Below are 3,167 nucleotides of genomic sequence, written 5' to 3' on the forward strand. Positions count from 1 at the left end.
TTTATAGATCAAAATAAAATTGAAGGAAAAGTTATAGTTGATGATAGTTTAAAAGATAAATGTAAAGGGACATTGTTTTTGATAGTTAGAAAAGGTGTTTCTCCTCAGCCTTTGGCTGTAAAGAAGATTAAATTTAATGACAAAGAATATAAATTCAAGCTCACACCTGCTGATGTTATAATAGAAGATTTGTATAAAGAATTTACCGGAGAACTTATTGTTTATGCCAAGGTTTCAAAGTCTGGAAATCCTATGGAAAGCTCCAACAGCTGTGAAAGTGAACCAATAGTAGTAAAATCCGGAAGCAAAAACGTAGTTATTAAAATAAATAGATATTTGGAATAAAAAATGAAAGCCATTATAATCATTACAGGTTCTGAATTTGTTCAAGGAAGAAAGCAAGATAAAAACGGCTTATTTATAGCAAAAAATCTTTTTGAAAGAGGTGTTGACGTTCAAGGTATTATAATCTCTCCAGACTCTCACTATGAATTAGTAAATTATATTAAGTTTGCTTTAGATAGAGCTGATTTAGTTTTTATTTCCGGTGGTCTTGGACCAACAACAGACGATAACACAAGAATAGCTGTTTCAGAAGCGATAGGAGTTCCATTAATATACAACGAAGATTGGTTAAATAAATTAAAAACGTATTACAAAACAAACAATGTAGAGATAACAGAAGAAAGAAAAAGTATGGCAAAGATTCCGTATGGTTCTGTCATTATTGAAAATCCGGTTGGTAGGGCTGTGGGATTTATAAAAGTTTTAGACGATGTAAAAAAAGCAGTTGTAGCTCTGCCTGGCGTTCCATCAGAAATGGAGCCAATGTTTTATAAAGCACTTGAGATGCTTAATATAAATGAGAAAAAAAGATACACAAAGCTTTTTAGAGTTTTTGGAATAAAAGAGCTTGATTTAAACTATTTTCTAAATGACATGAAAGATTTAAGCTATAACTTTTCTCCAAAAGGTATTGATGTATTTTTGTATGATACAAATTTTGAAAGTTTTAAAGAAAAAGAGAAAAAAATAAAAGACAGACTTGGTACCTTCATATATGCAGAAGATAATTTAGAGATGGAAGAAGTAGTCGGTAAGCTACTTAAAGAAAATAAAAAGACTGTTGCAACGGCTGAGTCTTCTACAGGTGGATTGATAGTCTCCCGTCTTGTAAACGTACCGGGTTCTTCTGAGTATGTTTTAGGCGGAATTGTCTCTTATGCCAATGAGGTTAAAATCAATTTGTTAAAAGTAAATGAAAAAGATATTAAAAATTTTGGTGCCGTTAGTGAACCTGTTGCAAAGCAGATGGTTGAAGGAGTTAGAAATTTAATAAATTCTGATTTGGCTGTAAGTGATACAGGAATAGCAGGCCCATCCGGCGAATCTCCCGGCAAGCCTCTTGGTCTTCATTATATAGGTTTTACAGATGGTAAAGAAACAAAGGTTTATAAAGAGATTTACCAAGGAAGCAGAAATGATGTTAGATTATACATTTCTCAGTTTGCATTAAATTTAATTCGACTTTATTTAATTAATAAAAGCTAATCTCAACTCTACTCTATACGTCGGGTGAGAAATTCATTAAAAACATGAGATTTCTCGCCGGCTGCAGAATGACAGATAAAGTTGTCCTTTTTTCTAATGTTTATCAATCAATCTTTCTTCGTTTATCCTGAGGACTACGTCTGAAGGATCTATTTTTAAATTCTTTAAAAAACGGCTAATTTCTCACTCCAAGGTATGATAATATTTCCTATAATAAGTGCTATTTTATCTTTGTTCTTTTTCATCTATAATATTCTAAACTAATAACTTCCCTAATAAAAGTACAATGAGGTTTTAAAAATGCAAGAAAAAAAGCTTTGGGGTGGAAGATTTTCTGAAAGCACAGATGCTTTTGTAGAAGAGTTTACAGAAAGTATATCTTTTGATAAAGAGCTTGCTTTGTATGATATAAAAGGAAGTATAGCTCATGCAAAGATGCTTGGAAAGCAAGGGATCATTCCACAAGAAGATACTGAAAAGATAATAAAAGGCTTGCAAGAGATAGAACAAGAAATAAAAGAAAATAAATTTATTTGGAAGAAAGAGTTTGAAGATGTTCATATGAATATAGAAAAAGCTTTAACGGATAAGATTGGAGAGGCAGGCGGAAAGCTTCATACTGGAAGGTCAAGAAATGATCAAGTTATTACAGCTTTTAGGCTTTATTTAAAGGAAAATACACAGGATATAATAAATCTCTTAGAAGACTTGCAAAGAAAACTATTAGAAAAAGCAAAAGAATATATTGATGTTGTAATGCCGGCTTATACTCATCTTCAAAGGGCACAGCCAATAAGGGCAGCTCATTACTTTTTAGCATACTTAGAGATGTTTCAAAGAGACAAAGAAAGATTTATTGATAATCTAAAAAGAATTGATATGCTACCGCTTGGCAGTGGAGCTGTTGCCGGCGTAGATTTTCCGATTGATAGAGAGTATGTAGCAAAAGAGCTTGGATTTAGTCAGATTATGAGAAACTCTATTGATGCAACAAGTAGTAGGGATTTTGCTTTGGAGTTTTTATCTAACTGTGCAATCTGTATGGCTAATATGTCAAGATTTAGTGAAGATATGATAATATACTCATCTTCTGAATTTTCTTTTGTAGAGCTTCCTGATAAATTAACAACAGGTTCGTCAATAATGCCCCAGAAAAAAAATCCGGATGTACTGGAGCTAATCAGAGGAAAATCCGGACGAGTTTATGGAAATTTGGTTTCTCTTTTAACAGTAGTAAAAGGTTTACCTCTTGCCTACAACAGAGACTTGCAAGAGGATAAGGAGCCGGTTTTTGATAGTGTAAAAACAATAAAAGGTTCAATAGTAGGAATTACAAAGATAGTTGAAGGTGCAAAGTTAAATAAAGAAAAAACACAGCTTGCAGCAGGTGGTTTTGCACTTGCAACAGACTTAGCTAACTACTTGGCTGAAAAAGGCGTACCATTTAGACAAGCTCATCATATTGTAGGAAGTATAGTTGGATATTTAGTAACTCAAGGAAGAGAGCTTGAAAGTATAACCTGGGAGAGTTGAAACAGTTCAGCCTCTCTTGAGAGATGCTTTGAACTTTATCTCCTTTTGTAGTGCAGACGAAGAAATCTTTGTGGACGCTAAGA

Annotated in this window: 3 protein-coding genes; all 3 read left to right on the forward strand. The window is 33.0% G+C overall.

All coding sequences use genetic code 11. The features are described from left to right. Positions 1-345: c-type cytochrome biogenesis protein CcmI/CycH (locus tag SULYE_RS08440; RefSeq protein WP_007547976.1), on the forward strand; the 345-nt coding region annotated here is incomplete at its 5' end. A 3-nt stretch (positions 346-348) separates the two neighbouring features. Continuing rightward, entirely contained in the window at positions 349-1,551 is a 1,203-nt protein-coding gene (locus tag SULYE_RS07195) for a nicotinamide-nucleotide amidohydrolase family protein (protein WP_007547977.1), read from the forward strand. A 300-nt stretch (positions 1,552-1,851) separates the two neighbouring features. Next, positions 1,852-3,084: an argininosuccinate lyase gene (gene argH / locus SULYE_RS07200; RefSeq protein ID WP_007547978.1), complete on the forward strand. Its 1,233-nt coding sequence runs from the start codon at positions 1,852-1,854 to the stop codon at positions 3,082-3,084. Positions 3,085-3,167: the final 83 nt, after the last annotated feature.

Source organism: Sulfurihydrogenibium yellowstonense SS-5, from assembly GCF_000173615.1.
GTDB lineage: Bacteria > Aquificota > Aquificia > Aquificales > Hydrogenothermaceae > Sulfurihydrogenibium > Sulfurihydrogenibium yellowstonense.